This window comes from Roseateles sp. P4_D2 (assembly GCF_056401875.1).
In genome coordinates, this window is the sequence record NZ_JBFUIM010000027.1 from 1 (window position 1) to 18,052 (window position 18,052).

At 62.5% G+C, this 18,052-nt stretch carries 14 protein-coding genes and 1 tRNA gene; 1 reads left to right on the top strand and 14 read right to left on the bottom strand.

Annotated elements, in window-relative coordinates; genetic code table 11:
* The 4 genes from AC1DW0_RS29110 to rpsL all read right to left on the bottom strand — a co-directional run.
* Positions 1-249: GTP-binding protein (locus tag AC1DW0_RS29110; protein ID WP_457426405.1), on the bottom strand; the 249-nt coding region annotated here is incomplete at its 3' end.
* A gap of 183 nt (positions 250-432) precedes the next feature.
* Positions 433-2,535 carry an elongation factor G gene (gene fusA / locus AC1DW0_RS29115; protein WP_056194779.1) on the bottom strand — a complete coding sequence of 701 codons (2,103 nt, stop codon included), beginning with the start codon at positions 2,533-2,535 and terminating at the stop codon, positions 433-435.
* A gap of 69 nt (positions 2,536-2,604) precedes the next feature.
* Complete coding sequence (gene rpsG / locus AC1DW0_RS29120; RefSeq protein WP_056194782.1) at positions 2,605-3,075, bottom strand: 30S ribosomal protein S7; 471 nt, start codon at positions 3,073-3,075, stop codon at positions 2,605-2,607.
* Positions 3,076-3,230: 155 nt separating this feature from the next.
* Positions 3,231-3,605, bottom strand: a complete 375-nt coding sequence (rpsL, locus tag AC1DW0_RS29125) for a 30S ribosomal protein S12 (protein ID WP_056194784.1) — start codon at positions 3,603-3,605, stop codon at positions 3,231-3,233.
* A gap of 160 nt (positions 3,606-3,765) precedes the next feature.
* Between rpsL and AC1DW0_RS29130 the strand changes: the two genes are divergently transcribed.
* Positions 3,766-4,245, top strand: coding sequence for a putative toxin-antitoxin system toxin component, PIN family (locus tag AC1DW0_RS29130; RefSeq protein WP_056194786.1), 480 nt, complete (start codon positions 3,766-3,768; stop codon positions 4,243-4,245).
* Between the two features lie 68 nt (positions 4,246-4,313).
* Here AC1DW0_RS29130 and rpoC read toward each other — a convergent pair whose 3' ends face one another.
* The 10 genes from rpoC to tuf form a co-directional block, all read right to left on the bottom strand.
* On the bottom strand, positions 4,314-8,531 hold the full coding sequence (gene rpoC / locus AC1DW0_RS29135; RefSeq protein ID WP_056194789.1) for a DNA-directed RNA polymerase subunit beta': 4,218 nt from the start codon (positions 8,529-8,531) through the stop codon (positions 4,314-4,316).
* 11 nt (positions 8,532-8,542) lie between these two features.
* Positions 8,543-12,664 (bottom strand): DNA-directed RNA polymerase subunit beta, encoded by a 4,122-nt coding sequence (gene rpoB / locus AC1DW0_RS29140; RefSeq protein WP_056194792.1) that lies wholly within the window; start codon positions 12,662-12,664, stop codon positions 8,543-8,545.
* A gap of 334 nt (positions 12,665-12,998) precedes the next feature.
* On the bottom strand, positions 12,999-13,379 hold the full coding sequence (gene rplL, locus AC1DW0_RS29145; RefSeq protein ID WP_056194794.1) for a 50S ribosomal protein L7/L12: 381 nt from the start codon (positions 13,377-13,379) through the stop codon (positions 12,999-13,001).
* Positions 13,380-13,429: 50 nt separating this feature from the next.
* The gene (rplJ, locus tag AC1DW0_RS29150) at positions 13,430-13,966 is read right to left on the bottom strand and encodes a 50S ribosomal protein L10 (RefSeq protein ID WP_056194797.1); all 537 of its coding nucleotides are present in this window, start codon (positions 13,964-13,966) and stop codon (positions 13,430-13,432) included.
* 265 nt (positions 13,967-14,231) lie between these two features.
* On the bottom strand, positions 14,232-14,942 hold the full coding sequence (rplA, locus tag AC1DW0_RS29155; protein ID WP_056194799.1) for a 50S ribosomal protein L1: 711 nt from the start codon (positions 14,940-14,942) through the stop codon (positions 14,232-14,234).
* Position 14,943: 1 nt separating this feature from the next.
* The gene (gene rplK, locus AC1DW0_RS29160) at positions 14,944-15,381 is read right to left on the bottom strand and encodes a 50S ribosomal protein L11 (RefSeq protein WP_056194802.1); all 438 of its coding nucleotides are present in this window, start codon (positions 15,379-15,381) and stop codon (positions 14,944-14,946) included.
* 271 nt (positions 15,382-15,652) lie between these two features.
* Positions 15,653-16,228, bottom strand: coding sequence for a transcription termination/antitermination protein NusG (gene nusG, locus AC1DW0_RS29165; protein ID WP_057297385.1), 576 nt, complete (start codon positions 16,226-16,228; stop codon positions 15,653-15,655).
* A 15-nt stretch (positions 16,229-16,243) separates the two neighbouring features.
* Positions 16,244-16,630: a preprotein translocase subunit SecE gene (gene secE / locus AC1DW0_RS29170; RefSeq protein WP_056194808.1), complete on the bottom strand. Its 387-nt coding sequence runs from the start codon at positions 16,628-16,630 to the stop codon at positions 16,244-16,246.
* Positions 16,631-16,770: 140 nt separating this feature from the next.
* Positions 16,771-16,846, bottom strand: a tRNA-Trp gene (locus tag AC1DW0_RS29175).
* A gap of 15 nt (positions 16,847-16,861) precedes the next feature.
* Positions 16,862-18,052, bottom strand: coding sequence for an elongation factor Tu (tuf, locus tag AC1DW0_RS29180; RefSeq protein ID WP_056265006.1), 1,191 nt, complete (start codon positions 18,050-18,052; stop codon positions 16,862-16,864).

The following is an 18,052-nucleotide window of genomic DNA, read 5'->3' on the forward strand; positions in this document are numbered from 1 at the left end:
GGGGCAGTCAACGTGCGCGTAGTGGCGGTTGGCCGTCTCGTACTCGACGTGGGCGGTGTTGATCGTGATGCCGCGGGCCTTTTCTTCAGGCGCTGCGTCGATCTGGTCGTAGGCCTTGGCCTCGCCGCCGAACTTCTTGGACAGCACGGTCGCGATTGCCGCGGTCAGCGTGGTCTTGCCGTGGTCAACGTGACCAATCGTGCCCACGTTCACGTGCGGCTTGGTCCGTTCAAACTTGCCTTTTGCCATTTTCTTGACTCCAGAGAAAGAGCATTGCCAGTCGGTTGGTTTTGCGTTTCCTCGTGAACCGGAAATCCCTGGTGACTGGCAACCCAGGGCGATCCACGAGAAGACGGCGGCGCAAGCCTCAGGCTCGCGCCGGCTTCTGAATCAGTGGAGTCGGAGCTGCTACGCAGGTCCAACCCCAGACCATTACTTTCCGCGAGCGGTAATGATGGCGTCGGCCACGTTCTTCGGAGCTTCGCTGTAGTGCTTGAACTCCATCGTGTACGTGGCACGGCCTTGCGACATCGAGCGCAGGGTCGTCGAGTAGCCGAACATTTCCGACAGCGGGACTTCGGCCTTGATGGCCTTGCCGCCACCGACCATGTCGTCCATGCCCTGCACCATGCCGCGGCGGCTGGACAGATCGCCCATCACGTTGCCGGCATAGTCTTCAGGCGTCTCGACTTCCACGGCCATCATCGGCTCCAGGATCACCGGCGAAGCCCTGCGGCAGCCTTCCTTGAAGCCCAGGGACGCAGCCATCTTGAACGCGTTTTCGTTCGAGTCGACATCATGGTACGAACCGAAGGTCAGCGTGACCTTGACGTCCACAACCGGGAAGCCAGCCAGCACGCCGTTCGGCAGGGAGTCGATAACACCCTTTTCGACCGCGGGGATGTATTCGCGCGGCACCACGCCGCCCTTGATGGCGTCGACGAACTCGAAGCCCTTGCCAGCTTCCTGCGGCTCGACGGTCAGCACGACGTGGCCGTACTGGCCCTTGCCCCCGGATTGGCGCACGAACTTGCCTTCGACGTCCGAAGCCGTCTTGCGGATGGTTTCGCGGTAGGCCACTTGCGGCTTGCCGACGTTGGCTTCCACGCCGAACTCGCGCTTCATGCGGTCGACGATGATTTCCAGGTGGAGCTCGCCCATGCCGGAGATGATGGTCTGGCCCGACTCTTCATCGGTGCGCAGACGGAAGGACGGGTCTTCCTTGGCCAGGCGGCCCAGGGCGATACCCATCTTTTCCTGGTCGGCCTTGGTCTTGGGCTCGACGGCCTGCGAGATCACGGGCTCAGGGAAGACCATCTTTTCCAGCGTGATGATGCTGTCCGGGTCGCACAGGGTTTCGCCCGTGGTGACGTCCTTCAAGCCCACGCAGGCGGCGATGTCGCCGGCCAGAATTTCCGAGATTTCTTCACGCTGGTTGGCGTGCATCTGCAGGATCCGGCCGATGCGTTCCTTCTTGCCGCGGATCGGGTTGTAGACCGAGTCGCCCGACTTCAGCACGCCCGAGTAGACGCGCACGAAGGTCAGCTGGCCGACGTAGGGGTCGGTCATCAGCTTGAAGGCCAGCGCAGCGAACTTCTCTTCGTCGATACGTTGGCGCACGACCGGCTTGTCGTCATCGTCGGTGCCAGGCACCGGCGGGATGTCAGCCGGCGAGGGCATGAAATCGATGATGCCGTCGAGCATGCGCTGCACGCCCTTGTTCTTGAAGGCGGTGCCGCAGAACATCGGCTGGATTTCAGCGGCGATCGTGCGCTTGCGGATGGCAGAGACGATTTCCTCTTCGTCCAGATCACCCGACTCCAGGTACTTGTTCATCAGCTCTTCGCTGGACTCAGCGGCGGCTTCGATGAGGTTTTCGCGCCACTTGACGGCCTCGGCCTGCAGGTCAGCCGGGATGTCTTCGTAGTTGAACTTCATGCCTTGCGAGGCTTCGTCCCAGATGATCGCCTTCATCTTGATGAGGTCGATCACGCCGGTGAACTTGTCTTCGGCGCCGATGGGGATGACGACGGGCACCGGATTAGCCTTGAGACGCAGCTTCATCTGGTCGTAGACCTTGAAGAAGTTCGCGCCGGTGCGGTCCATCTTGTTGACGAACGCGAGGCGGGGCACCTTGTACTTGTTGGCCTGGCGCCAGACGGTTTCCGACTGGGGCTGCACACCACCGACGGCGCAATAGACCATGCAGGCACCGTCCAGCACGCGCATCGAGCGCTCGACTTCAATCGTGAAGTCGACGTGCCCGGGGGTGTCGATGATGTTGATGCGGTGCTCGGGTCGAGCCAGGTCCATGCCCTTCCAGAAGCAGGTCGTGGCAGCAGAGGTGATCGTGATGCCACGCTCTTGCTCTTGCTCCATCCAGTCCATCGTGGCGGCGCCGTCATGCACCTCACCGATCTTGTGGTTCACGCCGGTGTAGTAAAGGATGCGCTCGGTCGTGGTGGTCTTGCCGGCATCGATGTGCGCAGAGATACCGATGTTGCGGTAGCGCTCGATGGGGGTTTTGCGGGCCATGGTTTGCTCCAGAAGACAGGAGCCGCCAGCGGGTTGGTAGAAACCCGAGGCGGCTGAAAGACAGTGAGTTTAGAAGCGGAAGTGCGAGAAAGCCTTGTTGGCTTCAGCCATGCGGTGAACTTCGTCGCGCTTCTTCATCGCGCCGCCACGGCCTTCAGCGGCCTCCAGCAGTTCATTGGCCAGGCGCTGGGCCATCGACTTCTCACCGCGCTTGCGAGCGGATTCCTTCAACCAACGCATGGCCAGAGCCATCCGGCGGACGGGGCGAACTTCCACGGGAACTTGGTAGTTCGCACCGCCGACACGGCGGGACTTCACTTCGACCATGGGCTTCACGTTGTTCAGGGCGACCATGAACACTTCCAGCGGATCCTTGCCGATCTTCTTCTCGACCTGCTCCAGGGCACCGTAAATGATGCGCTCAGCGACGGCCTTCTTGCCCGATTCCATGATGACGTTCATGAACTTGGACAGATCGACGGAGCCGAACTTGGGGTCCGGCAGGATTTCGCGCTTGGGTACTTCGCGACGACGTGGCATGGGATTCTTCCTTCTGCTTCAGTTGGAGGTGGCGTTTGCCGGACTCCGTTGGACAACCACCGACATCTGGGGTTATCCACTTACTCGGCTGACTGACATTTCAGCAGCCGCAACAACGTTGGTTCAGTCAATGCTGACTGAGCCGAACAAACGATTTACTTCTTCGGACGCTTCGCGCCGTACTTGGAACGCGATTGCTTGCGATCCTTGACGCCTTGCAGGTCGAGCGAACCACGGACGATGTGGTAACGAACGCCGGGCAAGTCTTTCACACGGCCGCCGCGCACGAGCACAACGCTGTGTTCTTGCAGGTTGTGGCCTTCACCGCCGATGTACGAGATGACCTCGAAACCGTTGGTCAGACGCACCTTGGCGACCTTACGCAGAGCCGAGTTCGGCTTCTTGGGCGTGGTGGTATAGACGCGGGTGCAGACACCGCGGCGCTGCGGGCAATTCTGCATCGCAGGCGACTTGGATTTGGTGACCTCGGCCTCTCGACCGTGGCGCACCAGTTGATTGATGGTTGGCATAAACGACTTGTTCCCGTTTGAAGTCTGTGAGCCTTCGCTGATTTTTAGGCACGCAGCAATGCGCCGCCCAAAAGGCAAAGAGCCGAGGATTGTAGACCGGCGGGGAATTCGGCACAAGGGTCTGCCCGGATGCATGCGCCATGCCCTGTAAGCTGACGACATGGCCGCCTCCACCCCGCCCGCCGCCTTACCCAGCTTCCCGTCTTCCGCTGCAGACAAGCCGGCCATCGTCATCGACACCCAGGTCGTGATGGACTGGCTGGTGTTCCGCGACTCACGCATTCAGGCTTTGATCACCGCGGTCACTTCGGGCACGTTGCGCTGGCTGGTAGCGCCACCCATGCGCGATGAGATCCGACATGTGCTGGGTCGCGGCGTCGCGGCGAGCTATGCGCCAGATCTGGTCTTCATCGAGGCACAGTTCGACGCCCACGCGCAGCCGGTCGAGACCATCGAGCCCCAGCCCCTGGCCTCGCGCTTGGTCTGCCGCGACCCCGACGACCAGAAATTCATTGATCTGGCACTCTCGAGCCGGGCGCGCTGGCTGATCTCACGCGACAAGGCCGTGCTGGCGCTGGCCAAGCGCGCCCGGCCGCGCGGGCTGCTCATCGTGACGCCGGAACGCTGGTCGCTCGAATGAGCCCACCAAATAAAAAGCCGCCCGCAGCTTGAACCGCGGGCGGCTTCGGAGGGTAGAACCCTCGGGGCTTATTCAGCCGAGCTGTCGCCAGCGTCCACGCCAGCCATCTGTGCAGCGGCCAATTCCTCGGCCTCCTGCAGCGCGATGGCACGGCGCTCGGCGTCGTCCATGGCTTCCTTGACGCGGCGCGCCTCGTGGAAGGCCATGCCGGTGCCCGCGGGGATCAAACGCCCGACGATGACGTTTTCCTTCAGGCCACGCAGCTCGTCGCGCTTGCCCATGATGGCAGCCTCGGTGAGCACGCGGGTCGTTTCCTGGAAGGAAGCGGCCGAGATGAACGAATCGGTCGACAGCGAGGCCTTGGTGATACCCAGCAGCACGTCCGCGTGGATGGCAATCATCTTGCCTTCCTTGCGCAATCGGTCGTTGGTATCCAGCAGCTCCGAGCGCTCGACCTGCTCGTTGAGGATGTAGGTCGAATCGCCCGGGTTGGTAATCATCACGCGACGCAGCATCTGGCGAACGATCACCTCGATGTGCTTGTCGTTGATCTTCACGCCCTGCAGACGGTAGACGTCCTGCACTTCGTCGACGATGTAGCGCGCCAGTTCCTCGATGCCCAGCAGGCGCAGGATGTCCTGCGGATCCGCTGCGCCGTCGACGATCAGCTCGCCGCGGTTGACCACCTGGCCTTCGTGCACCAGGATGTTCTTTTCCTTGGGCACGAGTTCCTCGTGGGCCTTGCCGTCCGGGTCGGTGATCTGCAGGCGAATCTTGCCCTTAGTCTCCTTACCGAACGACACGGTACCGGTCTGCTCAGCGAGCACACCGACATCCTTCGGGCTTCGCGCTTCGAACAACTCCGCCACACGCGGCAGACCGCCGGTAATGTCACGGGTCTTCTGGCCTTCGACCGGGATACGGGCGAGCACTTCACCGGGCAGCAGCTCCTGGCCGTCGCGGATCTGGATCAGCGAGCCGACCTGGAAGCCGATGGCCACCGAGTGATCGGTACCCGGGATCTTGACTTCGTGGCCACCAGCGTCCAACAGCTTGACCTGCGGGCGGATCACCTTGGCCGCACCGCGGCGCTTCGGGTCGATGACGACCAGGGTCGACAGACCGGTCACCTCGTCCACCTGCTTGGCGACGGTCACGCCTTCCTCGACGTTCTCGAACTTTGCCTTGCCGGCGAATTCCGTGATGATCGGACGGGTCAGCGGGTCCCAGTTCGCGAGCACCACACCGGCCTTGATAGTCTGGCTGGCCTTGATGTTCAGGATCGCGCCGTACGGCACCTTGTGACGCTCACGCTCGCGGCCGTGCGGGTCGGAAATGACGATCTCGCCGGAGCGGGAAATCACCACCAGTTCGCCCTTGCCGTTGGTGACGTAGCGCATCGTGGCGTTGAAGCCGATGATGCCGTCCGACTTGGCTTCGACGCTGGAGGCCACCGCTGCACGCGACGCCGCACCGCCGATGTGGAAGGTCCGCATCGTCAGCTGCGTACCGGGTTCGCCGATGGACTGCGCGGCAATGACGCCGACAGCTTCACCGACGTTCACCAGGCCACCGCGGCCGAGGTCGCGGCCATAGCACTTGGCGCAAAGGCCAAAACGTGTGGCGCAGGTCAGCGGCGTGCGGACCTTGATTTCGTCGACACCAGCGGCTTCCAGCACGTCCAGCGTGTCTTCGTCCAGCATGTGGCTGGCACCCAGCAGCGAAATCTGGGTCTCGGGGTGCACAACATCGATCGCGGTGACGCGGCCGAGGACGCGGTCACGCAGCGATTCGATGACTTCACCACCTTCGACCAAGGCACGCATCGCCATGCCGTTGTCGGTGCCGCAGTCATTCTCGATGACCACCAGATCCTGGGTCACGTCGACCAGGCGACGCGTCAGGTAGCCGGAGTTCGCGGTCTTCAGCGCCGTGTCCGCCAGGCCCTTACGAGCACCGTGGGTGGAGATGAAGTACTGCAACACGTTCAGGCCTTCACGGAAGTTCGCCGTGATGGGGGTCTCGATGATGGAGCCGTCCGGCTTGGCCATCAGGCCGCGCATGCCAGCCAACTGGCGGATCTGGGCCGCGCTACCGCGGGCACCCGAGTCGGCCATCATGTAGATCGAGTTGAAGGACTCCTGGTCGACGGTCTTGCCATGACGGTCCACGGTCTTCTCGACCTTGAGGTGGTCCATCATTTTCTTGCCGATTTCGTCGCCGGCCTTGCCCCAGATGTCCACGACCTTGTTGTAGCGCTCGCCGGCCGTCACGAGACCCGAGACGTACTGCTGCTCGATCTCCTTGACTTCCTTCTCGGCGCGCTCGATCAGCGTGTGCTTCTGAGCGGGCACCAGCATGTCGTCGATGGCGATGGAGATACCGGCGCGCGTGGCGAGCTTGAAGCCGCTTTGCAGCAGCTTGTCGGCCAGCACGACGGTTTCCTTCAGGCCGCACTTGCGGAAGGAGGTGTTGATCAGCTTGCTGATTTCCTTCTTCTTGAGTGCCTTGTTGATGTTCGAGAACGGCAGGCCCTTGGGCAGGATCTCGGACAGCAAAGCACGGCCGACGGTGGTGTCCGTTAGCTTGGTCTCGGCCACGAACTCGCCCGTGTCCTTGTCCTTGGTCCACTCGACCAGACGCACGCTGATCTTGGCGGTGATCTCGACGGCACCGTTTTCCAGCGCACGGATCATCTCGGGAATGTCCGAGAAGATCATGCCCTCGCCCTTGCCGTTGGTGCGTTCGCGAGTCGCGTAGTACAGACCCAGCACCACGTCTTGCGACGGCACGATCGATGGTTCGCCGGAAGCCGGGAACAGCACGTTGTTGGAGGCCAGCATCAGCGTGCGGGCTTCCATCTGCGCTTCGATCGACAGCGGCACGTGGACGGCCATCTGGTCACCGTCGAAGTCGGCGTTGAAGGCCGAGCAGACGAGGGGGTGCAGCTGGATGGCCTTGCCTTCAATCAGCACGGGCTCGAAAGCCTGGATACCGAGGCGGTGCAGCGTCGGGGCACGGTTCAGCAGGACCGGGTGCTCCTTGATGACTTCTTCGAGGATGTCCCAGACCACCGGCGTGCCGGATTCGACTTCCTTCTTGGCAGCCTTGATCGTCGTCGCGATGCCCATGGCTTCGAGGCGCGAGAAGATGAAGGGCTTGAAGAGTTCGAGCGCCATCAGCTTGGGCAGGCCGCACTGGTGCAGCTTGAGCGTCGGGCCGACCACGATGACCGAACGGCCCGAGTAGTCGACGCGCTTGCCCAGCAAGTTCTGGCGGAAGCGACCGCTCTTGCCCTTGATCATGTCGGCCAGCGACTTGAGGGCACGCTTGTTCGCGCCGGTCATCGCCTTGCCGCGGCGGCCGTTGTCCAGCAGCGAGTCGACGGCTTCCTGCAGCATGCGCTTTTCGTTGCGCACGATGATCTCAGGGGCCTTCAGCTCGAGCAGGCGGGCCAGGCGGTTGTTGCGGTTGATGACGCGACGGTAAAGGTCGTTCAGGTCGGAAGTCGCGAAGCGGCCGCCGTCCAGCGGCACCAACGGACGCAGGTCCGGCGGCAGCACGGGCAGCACGTCCAGCACCATCCAGTTCGGCTTGATGCCGGACTTCTTGAAGGCCTCCATGACCTTCAAGCGCTTGGAGTTCTTCTTGACCTTGAGTTCGGAGCCGGTCATGTCGTTGCGCAGGCGATCGATCTCGATGTCGAGATCCATTTCCTGCAGCAGGTTCTTGATGCCCTCGGCGCCCATCAGCGCGATGAACTCATCGCCGAATTCGATGCGCTTGGCGTCGTAGTCGTCCTCGCTCATGATCGAGAACTTCTTCAGCGGGGTCATACCCGGGTCGACGACCACATACGCTTCGAAGTACAGCACGCGTTCGATGTCGCGCAGCGTCATGTCGAGCACCAGGCCCAGACGCGACGGCAGGCTCTTCAGGAACCAGATGTGCGCGCAGGGCGCGGCCAGGTCGATGTGGCCCATGCGGTCACGACGGACCTTGGTCTGGGTGACTTCAACGCCGCACTTCTCGCAGATGACGCCGCGGTGCTTCAGGCGCTTGTACTTGCCGCACAGGCACTCGTAGTCCTTGATCGGGCCAAAGATCTTGGCGCAGAACAGGCCGTCGCGTTCCGGCTTGAAGGTGCGGTAGTTGATGGTCTCGGGCTTCTTCACCTCGCCGAACGACCAGCTGCGGATCTTCTCCGGAGAAGCCAGGCCGATCTGGATGGCATCGAAATGCTCATCGGGGGTGAATTGCTTGAATAGGTCGAGTAGTCCCTTCATGCATCTGCTCCTTAGTTCTTGACCAGTTCAATGTCGATGCCAAGGGAACGGATTTCCTTGACCAGAACATTGAAGGATTCCGGCATGCCGGCTTCGATGGCGTGTTCGCCCTTGACGATGGACTCGTACACCTTGGTGCGCCCGTTCACGTCATCGGACTTGACCGTCAGCATTTCCTGCAGGATGTAGGAGGCGCCATAGGCTTCAAGCGCCCAGACTTCCATTTCGCCGAAACGCTGGCCGCCGAACTGCGCCTTGCCGCCCAGCGGTTGCTGCGTGACGAGCGAGTACGGGCCAGTCGAACGGGCGTGCATCTTGTCGTCCACCAGGTGGTGCAGCTTCAGCACGTGCATGTAGCCGACGGTGACCGGGCGCTCGAACTGCTCGCCGGTGCGGCCGTCGCACAGCCAGGCCTGGGTGCGCGTAGCGGTCAGGCCCTTCTTGGCGGCAATGTCGTCCGGGTACGCCAGCTTGAGCATGCCGCGGATTTCTTCTTCCTTGGCACCATCGAAGACCGGCGTCGCGAAGGGCACGCCCTTGGCGAGGTTCGCGGCCATCTCCAGCACTTCGTCGTCCGTCAGGTCTTCGATGCGTTCCGTCTTGCCACCGCTCTGGTTGTAGAGCTGGTCGAACAGCTTGCGCAGCTCGGCAACCTTGGTGTGCTGCTGCAGCATGTCGCCGATGCGCTGGCCGATGCCCTTGCCGGCCCAGCCCAGATGCACTTCGAGAACCTGACCCACGTTCATCCGCGAGGGCACGCCCAGCGGATTCAGCACGATGTCGGCAGGCGTGCCGTCGGCCATGTAGGGCATGTCTTCGATCGGGGTGACCTTGGACACCACACCCTTGTTGCCGTGACGGCCGGCCATCTTGTCGCCAGGCTGCAGGCGGCGCTTGACGGCCAGGTAGACCTTGACCATCTTCAGCACGCCAGCGGGCAGCTCGTCGCCCTGCGTCAGCTTCTTGCGCTTTTCTTCAAAAGCCAGGTCGAAGCTGTGGCGAGTCTGGTCGAGCGAGTTCTTGATCGACTCGAGCTGGTTGGCGATGTCTTCCTCGGCGGGACGGATGTCGAACCAATGGAACTTCTCGACCGAGGCCAGGTATTCCTTGTCGATGGCCGTGCCCTTGGCGATCTTCTGCGGGCCGCCGTTGGCGAGCTTGCCGACGAGCAGCTTCTCGATACGGTCGAAGGCGTCGCTCTCGACGATGCGCAGCTGGTCGTTCAGGTCCAAGCGGTAGCGCTTGAGCTCGTCGTCGATGATCTGCTGGGCGCGCTTGTCGCGCTGGATGCCTTCACGGGTGAAGACCTGCACGTCGATGACGGTGCCGTTGGTGCCTTGGTCGACACGCAGCGACGTGTCCTTCACGTCCGAAGCCTTCTCGCCAAAGATGGCGCGCAGCAGCTTTTCTTCCGGCGTCAGCGTCGTCTCGCCCTTGGGCGTGACCTTGCCGACCAGCACGTCGCCCGGGTTCACCTCGGCACCGACGTAAACGATGCCCGACTCGTCCAGACGGCCGAGTTGTTGCTCCGACAGGTTCGGGATGTCGCGGGTGATTTCCTCGGCGCCCAGCTTGGTGTCACGCGCATTGACCACCAGTTCCTCGATGTGGATCGAGGTGTAGCGGTCTTCGGCGATGACGCGTTCGGAGATCAGGATCGAGTCTTCGAAGTTGTAGCCGTTCCAGGGCATGAACGCGACCAGCATGTTCTGGCCCAGGGCCAGTTCACCGATGTCGGTGGACGCGCCGTCGGCAATGATGTCCTCGGCCGCCACCTTGTCGCCACGGCGCACGATCGGGCGCTGGTGGATGTTGGTGTTCTGGTTGGAACGCTGGTACTTGATCAGGTTGTAGATGTCGACACCGACCTCACCGGCCACGGTCTCGTCATCGTTCACGCGGATCACGATGCGGTTCGTGTCGACGTAGTCGACCACGCCGCCGCGGCGAGCCGCGACCACCGTACCCGAGTCCTTCGCAGCCACGCGCTCGACGCCCGTACCCACGAAAGCCTTCTCGGGACGCAGCACAGGCACGGCCTGGCGCTGCATGTTGGCGCCCATCAGTGCGCGGTTCGCGTCGTCGTGCTCGAGGAAGGGCACGAGCGAAGCTGCGACCGACACGATCTGCGTCGGCGCCACGTCCATGTACTGGATGCGCTCAGGAGACGTCAGCACCGACTCGCCGTTTTCACGGGCCGAGACCAGCTCGTCCGTCAGCTCGCCGGTCGTGTTCAGCGTCGCATTCGCCTGGGCGATGACGTACTTGCCTTCCTCGATGGCGGACAGGTAGTCGATCTGGTCGGTGACGTGACCGTCAACAACGCGGCGATACGGCGTTTCCAGGAAACCGTACTCGTTGAGCTGAGCGAACAGCGCCAGCGAGTTGATCAGGCCGATGTTCGGGCCTTCCGGCGTTTCGATCGGGCAGACGCGGCCGTAGTGGGTCGGGTGCACGTCGCGGACTTCGAAGCCAGCGCGCTCGCGGGTCAAACCACCCGGGCCAAGAGCGGAAACACGACGCTTGTGCGTGATTTCCGACAGCGGGTTGGTCTGGTCCATGAACTGCGACAGCTGCGACGCACCGAAGAACTCCTTCAGCGCCGCGGAGATCGGCTTGGAGTTGATCAGGTCGTGCGGCATCAGGGCTTCGGTCTCGGCCTGGCCCAGACGTTCCTTGACGGCCTTCTCGATGCGGGCGAGGCCCGAGCGGTACTGGTTTTCGGCCAGTTCGCCCACGCAACGCACGCGACGATTGCCCAGGTGGTCGATGTCGTCCACTTCGCCGCGGCCATTGCGCAGCTCGACGAGGATCTTGACGACGTCAAGGATGTCCTCGTTGGACAGGTTCATGTTGCCTTCGGGCGTGTCACGGCCGACGCGCGCGTTGAACTTCATGCGGCCGACACGGCTCAGGTCGTAGGTGTCGGTGCTGTAGAACAGGCGGTTGAACAGGGCCTCGACGGCGTCTTCCGTCGGCGGCTCGCCGGGGCGCATCATGCGGTAGATGGCGACGCGGGCGGCCAGCTGCGTTTCGGTCTCGTCAGACGCCAGCGTCTGCGAGATGTAGGCGCCTTCGTCCAGCTCGTTCGTGAACAGGCACTGGATTTCCTTGACGCCGGCCTGGCGCAGCTTCTTCAGCAGCGCGTCGGTCAGTTCATCATTGGCCTTGGCAATGATCTCGCCGGTGTCGGCGTCGATCATGTTCTTGGCCAGCACGCGGCCGACCAGGAAGTCCTCGGGCACCGAGATGTGCTGCGTGCCGGACTGCTCCAGCTGGCGCGCATGGCGGGCCGTGATGCGCTTGTCCTTCTCGACGATGACGGCACCCGACTTGTCGACGATGTCGAAGCGGGCGACTTCGCCCTTCAGGCGGTCGGCGACGAATTCGAGCTGCGCGCCAACGTCCATCAGGCGGAAGTTGTCGAACACGAAGAAGTGGGCCAGGATCTGTTCCGGCTTCAGGCCGATGGCCTTCAGCAGGATGGTGACCGGCATCTTGCGGCGGCGGTCAACGCGGAAGTACAGGATGTCCTTCGGGTCGAACTCGAAGTCCAGCCAGGAGCCGCGGTAAGGAATGATGCGAGCGCTGAACAGCAGCTTGCCCGAGCTGTGCGTCTTGCCCTTGTCGTGCTCGAAGAACACGCCAGGTGAGCGGTGCAGCTGCGACACGATGACGCGCTCGGTACCGTTGACGATGAAGGAGCCGTAGTCGGTCATCAGGGGCACTTCGCCCATGTAGACCTCTTGCTCCTTGATTTCCTTGACCGTCTTGGCCTGCGGGCTCTCACGGTCATAGATGATCATCTGCAGCCGCGCACGGACGGCGGCAGCGTAGGTCAACCCCCGCTGCTGGCACTCGCGGGTGTCGAACGGCGGCTTGGCAATGTTGAACTCGAGGAACTTCATCTCGACGAAACCGTTGTGCGAAACAATCGGGAACGCCGAGAGGAAGGCCGCCTGCAGCCCTTCGGGCTTGCGTTTGGCGGCGGGCACGTCCTTTTGCAGGAAGGCCACGTAGCTGTCCTTCTGCATCGTGAGCAGATAGGGAACGTTGAGAACGCTCTCGCGCTTGCCGAAGCTCTTGCGGATCCGCTTGCGCTCGGTATAGCTGTAGGGGGTTGCTTGCGCCATAAACACTCCGTGTCGAGCCCACCCCTGGCCGTGGGGCGAGCCGCGTCGGCGACTGGCTGGCTCACTCACCCAGAACGGGCGGCTGCCTAGCTTGGTGGTTGGCCACTACCAACCGCTGGCGGACAACTTCGGCATTGCACCGAAGTCCGACCAAACTGGTTCTCTGCAGTCGGATCAGAGAACACGTGAAAGAACCGCGCATCATACCCGCGCGAGGTCTTTCACCTGTTCTCAAGCAGGATTAACCCGCAAAGACAAAAAAGGGGAAGCCCAAAGGCAACCCCTTTTCTAGTCAGTGGGGCCGGACCTGCTGCACAGGCCCCACCCCAAAGTCTTACTTCAGCTCAGCCTTGGCGCCGGCTTCCACCAGCTTCTTGACTGCAGCTTCGCCGTCGGCCTTGGAAACGGCTTCCTTGACGTTCTTCGGAGCGCCGTCGACCAGGTCCTTGGCTTCCTTCAGACCCAGGCCCGTGATTTCACGGACGGCCTTGATGACGGAGACCTTCTGCGCGCCGGCTTCGGTCAGCACGACGTTGAACTCGGTCTTCTCTTCAACGGCAGCAGCGGCGCCGCCGCCGGCGCCACCGGCGGCCGGAGCAGCCATCGAAGCGGCGGACACGCCGAACTTCTCTTCAATTGCCTTGACCAGATCGTTCAGCTCCAGAACGGTCATGCTGTCCAGCGAGGCCAGGAAAGCGTCTTTATCGAATGCCATGATGAATTTCCTTAAAACAGATTGATTGCGTGTAACGCGTAGTTCGTCGATCAGGCGGCAGCCGGGGCTTCTTCAGCAGCAGCTTCCGTAGAAGCGGCGCCTTCGCCACGCTTTGCAGCCAGGGCAGCCAGCACGGCCGCGGTGCGTTGCACCGGCGACAGCAGCAGGCCTGCGATTTGCGACAGCAGCACTTCCTTGCTCGGGACGGATGCCAGCGCCTTCACGCCGTTCACGTCCAGAGCCTTGCCACCGTACGCACCGCCCTTGATGACGAGCTTGTCGTTGGTCTTGGCAAAGTCAGCGATGACTTTGGCAGCCGCGACAGCGTCTTCCGAAAAGCCGTAGATCAGCGGGCCGACCATGCTCTCCGAAGCAGCCTCGAACGGGGTGCCGGCGACAGCGCGACGCGCCAGGGTGTTCTTCAGCACGTGAAGATACACACCTTGGGCGCGCGCGGTGACGCGCAGCTTGTTCAAGGCTTCAACGGTGAGGCCACGGTACTCGGCCAGCGCCAGCGTCTGCGACTTGGCAGCTTGCGCTGCGACGTCGGAGACAACGACTGCCTTCTCGTTGCGATTGAGACTCAAGGTCTACTCCTCACATTTGCTCTCTCGGCCTTGCGGCTTTGGGAGCGCCAGGGATTCAGCGACCATCTGTCAGGAAACCCACCCCGATGGCTCGGAGCAGCAAACCCTTCAGCGGGACCGCCATCTGCGTTGGTTCTCAACTTGCGCCGAGATTTAAGGGGTCTCCACCAACGGTCTTGGATGACGCGCCGCCCCGGCGAACCGGAGCAGCGCCCCACCAATCTTGTTGCCCAGGGCCAGACTCGCCCCGAGCAGATTCAGTGCATCAAGCTGCGTTGGCTTGAGCGTTGATCGACGCGATTTCGACGCGGGCGCCGACGCCCATCGTCGAGGACACGGCGACCTTGCGCAGGTAGATGCCCTTGCTCGACGCCGGCTTGCTCTTGTTCAGAGCTTCGATCAGCGCGCGCAGGTTGCCTTCCAGCTTGTCGGTGTCGAACGAGCGACGGCCGAGGGTGCCGTGGATGATGCCGGCCTTGTCGACGCGGAACTGGACCTGGCCAGCCTTGGCGTTCTTGACGGCAGTGGCGACGTCCGGGGTCACGGTGCCAACCTTGGGGTTAGGCATCAGGCCGCGCGGGCCCAGGATCTGACCCAGAGTACCGACGACACGCATCGTGTCGGGCGAGGCGATGACCACGTCGAAGGGCATGTCGCCCGCCTTGACGCGCTCGGCCAGGTCTTCCATGCCGACGACGTCGGCGCCGGCGGCGCGGGCTTCATCAGCCTTGGCACCTTGGGCGAACACGGCGACGCGCTTGGTCTTGCCGGTGCCGTTGGGCAGCACGACGGCGCCACGAACGACCTGGTCCGACTTCTTGGCATCGATGCCGAGCTGAACGGCGACGTCGATAGATTCATCGAACTTGGCCGAGGCCAGGCTCTTGACCAGGTCCAGGGCTTCGGTCAGCGCGTACAGCTTGGTCGACTCGACCTTGCCAGCCAGCGCCTTTTGCTTCTTGGTGAGCTTGGCCATGTCAGACCCCTTCCACGATGATGCCCATCGAGCGGGCGGAGCCGGCGATGGTCTTGACTGCGGCGTCCATGCTGGCGGCCGTCAGGTCCTTGGTCTTGATCGTTGCGATCTCTTCCAACTGGGCGCGGGTCAGCTTGCCGACCTTATCCAGGTGGGGGCGCTGCGAGCCCTTCTCGATCTTCGCGGCCTTCTTGATCAACACGGTCGCCGGGGGCGACTTGATGACGAAGGTGAAGCTCTTGTCTGCGAACGCGGTGATGACCACCGGCAGCTTCATGCCGGGCTCGAAGCCACCAGCCGAAGTCTGGGCGTTGAACGCCTTGCAGAATTCCATGATGTTCAGGCCACGCTGACCAAGCGCGGGACCCACCGGGGGCGAAGGGTTGGCCTTGCCGGCCGGAATTTGCAGCTTGATGAAGCCGACAATCTTCTTTGCCATGTTTTCTCCAATCCAGTGCCCGGGCGGCAAGCCTGAACACCTGAGTGCTAGCGCATCGGACTCGGACCGAAGTCCTTACCTTTGCTCCTCTTGTCCGCCTCTCGTTGCAGACTGATCACGGGTCGACGTTAGGGGACGCCGGCCGAACCCAGGATTCTACTCTGCTGCTCAAATTTCAGGCTATGCAGCCCTTCACTTGGACGTCAGAGGTGCGCGTCGGACCTTTTGCCTTAGCCCTGCGGGCAGCGGCGAAAAGTTTGACGACGCGTCGTCAAACTTTTTCGACCTGCGAGAAGTCCAGTTCCACCGGCGTCGCGCGGCCGAAGATCGTGACCGACACACGCACCTTGGACTTGTCGTAGTTGACCTCTTCGACCGAGCCGTTGAAGTCGGTGAAGGGGCCTTCCTTGACGCGCACGACCTCGCCGACCGTCCACTCGACCTTGGGCCGTGGCTTCTCGACGCCTTCCTGCATCTGGTTGACGATCTTCATGACCTCGGCCTCCGAGATCGGGGCCGGGCGGTTCTTTGCGCCGCCCACAAAGCCCGTCACCTTGGACGTGTGCTTGACCAGATGCCAGGACTCGTCGTCCATCGCCATTTCCACCAGCACATAGCCCGGGAAGAAGCGGCGCTCGGTGACGGCTTTCTTGCCGTTCTTCAGCTCGACGACTTCTTCGGTTGGCACCAGGATGCGGCCGAACTTGTCCTGCATGCCGGCGCGGTCAATGCGCTCGCGCAGGTTGCGTTCGACAGCCTTTTCCATGCCCGAGTAGGCATGGACGACATACCAGCGCTTGGGCAGGCCCGTCGGGGCTTCGGTCGTGACGACTTGTTCTTCAGACATCAAGATTCCTTGCGATCAGCGCTTCCAGCCCAGGATCAGGTCGTACAGCACCCATTCCAACGTCTTGTCCGTCATCCACAGGAAGAGCGCCATGACGACGACGAAGGCAAACACATAGCCCGTCATCTGGGTCGCTTCCTTGCGGGTCGGCCAGACCACCTTCTTGACTTCACGCGTCGAGTCGCGGCCGTAGGCGATCAGCGCCTTGCCGTGTTCAGACGTAAAGAAAGCCGCCACGCCGGCGGCCAACAACACGAGCAGCGAGGCCCACTGCGCCAGCGGGCCTTGCTTGGACAGGCCGTAGTAGGCCGCCAGCGCGCCAATCAGCAGCAGTACCGCAACGGCCAGCTTGGCCTTGTCGGCGCCGCTGGTCACGGTCTCGACCTGGGGAGGATTCGCCATCACTTCACTTTCACGCGCCGCTTTGAAGCGGCTGTCAGACGCTGCCAAGGTTTGTCGCCATCAGCAGCAAGGCCCGCCGAGATCTCTCTCGCGGGCCGATGCTTGTTGCCAGGAAACCAACCGTCGTGATCAGCGACTGTTGGCAGGGGCAGAGGGTCTCGAACCCCCAACCTTCGGTTTTGGAGACCGACGCTCTGCCAATTGAGCTATGCCCCTGTGGCCTTGAAAAACTTACGCGAGGATCGTGGCGACGACGCCCGAGCCGACGGTACGACCGCCTTCACGGATGGCGAAGCGCAGGCCAGTTTCCATCGCGATCGGCGCGATCAGCTTCACGGTGATGCCGACGTTGTCGCCCGGCATGACCATTTCCTTGTCCTTGGGCAACTCGACGGCACCGGTCACGTCCGTGGTACGGAAGTAGAACTGGGGACGGTAGTTGTTGAAGAACGGCGTGTGGCGGCCGCCCTCTTCCTTGGACAAGACGTAGATCTCGGCCGTGAAGTGGGTGTGGGGCTTGATCGAGCCGGGCTTGGCCAGAACCTGGCCGCGCTCGACGTCTTCACGCTTGGTGCCGCGCAGCAGGATGCCGACGTTGTCGCCTGCTTGACCTTGGTCCAGCAGCTTGCGGAACATTTCGACGCCGGTGACGGTGGTCTTCTGCACGTCGCGGATGCCGACGATTTCGATTTCTTCGCCGACCTTGATGATGCCGCGCTCGACGCGRCCGGTCACGACGGTGCCGCGGCCGGAGATCGAGAAGACGTCTTCAACCGGCAGCAGGAAGGCGCCGTCGATGGCACGGTCCGGCTGGGGGATGTAGTTGTCCAGGGCGTCGGCCAGACGCATGATGGCTTGCTCGCCCAGGTCGCCCGTGTCGCCTTCCAGCGCCAGCTTGGCCGAACCCTTGATGATGGGGGTGTCGTCGCCGGGGAAGTCGTACTTGGACAGGAGCTCGCGCACTTCCATTTCGACCAGCTCGAGCAGCTCGGCGTCGTCGACCATGTCGCACTTGTTCAGGAAGACGATGATGAACTTCACGCCGACCTGRCGAGCCAGCAGGATGTGCTCGCGGGTCTGGGGCATCGGGCCGTCAGCGGCCGAGCACACCAGGATGGCGCCGTCCATCTGGGCGGCACCGGTGATCATGTTCTTGACGTAGTCGGCGTGGCCGGGGCAGTCAACGTGCGCGTAGTGGCGGTTGGCCGTCTCGTACTCGACGTGGGCGGTGTTGATCGTGATGCCGCGGGCCTTTTCTTCAGGCGCTGCGTCGATCTGGTCGTAGGCCTTGGCCTCGCCGCCGAACTTCTTGGACAGCACGGTCGCGATTGCCGCGGTCAGCGTGGTCTTGCCGTGGTCAACGTGACCAATCGTGCCCACGTTCACGTGCGGCTTGGTCCGTTCAAACTTGCCTTTTGCCAT